The 1,318-nt window shown below is 59.3% G+C and carries 2 protein-coding genes; both read left to right on the top strand.

Features of this window, described 5'->3' with window-relative positions; translation table 11 throughout:
- The coding region (gene ybgF / locus A3730_RS02065; RefSeq protein ID WP_063537377.1) for a tol-pal system protein YbgF at positions 1–674 on the top strand (674 nt) is incomplete at its 5' end.
- 101 nt (positions 675–775) lie between these two features.
- A partial coding sequence (locus tag A3730_RS02070) for a radical SAM protein (protein WP_063537379.1) occupies positions 776–1,318 on the top strand: 543 nt, incomplete at its 3' end.

Consider the following 1,318-nt stretch of genomic DNA (forward strand, 5'->3'; position numbering starts at 1 on the left):
CCGTTGAAGAGCGCAGCCTCGCCCAGGCGCAATCGCAAATGCGCAATACCTCCGCACCGTCTGCTGCGGTGAACGAGGATGGGTTGATGGTGTTGATGCAACAGCAGCAACAGTTTGAAGAACAGATTCAGCAGCTGCAGGGTCAGCTGGAAGAACTGCGCCACGAGCTTTCCACTCTCAAGGAAGCCGAGCGTGAGCGTTATCTGGATCTGGATACCCGAATTAATACGCTGGCTGAGCGGGGACAGACCGAGCAGCCAGAGGACGGCGCTGAAGGGGATAATGACCCGGAAGCGGACCGTGCCGCCTATAATGCCGCCAAAGACAAATTGGTCAGTGGTGACTTCAAGGGTGCCATTGCCGGTTTCGAGGCGTATCTGGGTGAATTCCCGCAGGGAATGTCCCGGGCCAACGCCCATTTCTGGGCGGGCAAGCTATACAGTGACCAGAAAGAGCCGGATTTGAAGAAGGCGGAAGGCCATTTTCAGGCGGTGGCCGACGATTACCCGGACCATAGCAAGGCCCCGAAAAGCCTCTATATTCTGGCCGTCATGCAGGCCAAGGCCGGTGAGGTTTCGCCCGCCAAGGTCAATCTGCACAAGCTGATCAAGCAATACCCGGATAGCAGCGAAGCCGGCCAGGCCAAGAGCCTGCTGGACCAGCTCAACCCGTAACCCCTTCCTGTCCCTTTACCGGCGGCACAGAGGCCGGTAAAGGTGATAGAATCCGCGCATTTCCGCCCCAACCGACGATTAAGGGGCCCTCAGGAGATGTTGTGGAACTCCGTCTTACCGAAATTTTCCATTCCCTACAGGGTGAATCCCGCACCGTGGGCTGCCCGACGGTCTTCGTGCGCCTGACCGGCTGCCCGCAGCGCTGTGTCTGGTGTGATACGGAATATGCCTTTTCCGGAGGGGAGAAATGGACCTTGGCGGCGATTCGCGAGCAGGTAGCCGCCCATGGGGCGCACTACGTGACGGTGACCGGTGGCGAACCGCTGGCCCAGCCGAATTGCCTGCCGTTGCTTACGGCGCTGTGTGATGACGGTTACCAGGTGAGCCTGGAGACCGGTGGTGCCATGGATATTGCCGGAGTGGATGAGCGCGTTTCTGTGGTCATGGACCTGAAAGCGCCGGGCTCCGGGGAACAGCACAATAATCGTCTGGAGAATATCCCCCTGCTCAAGGCGCACCATCAGGTGAAGTTCGTGCTGGCGGATCGCAAGGACTATGACTGGGCGCGTTTCATGCTGGACCAGCACCAGCTGCATAAACGGGTCAGCGATGTGCTGTTTTCGCCGGTGCAGGACGGTCTGGCG

It is taken from the genome of Alcanivorax sp. HI0044 (assembly GCF_001634945.1).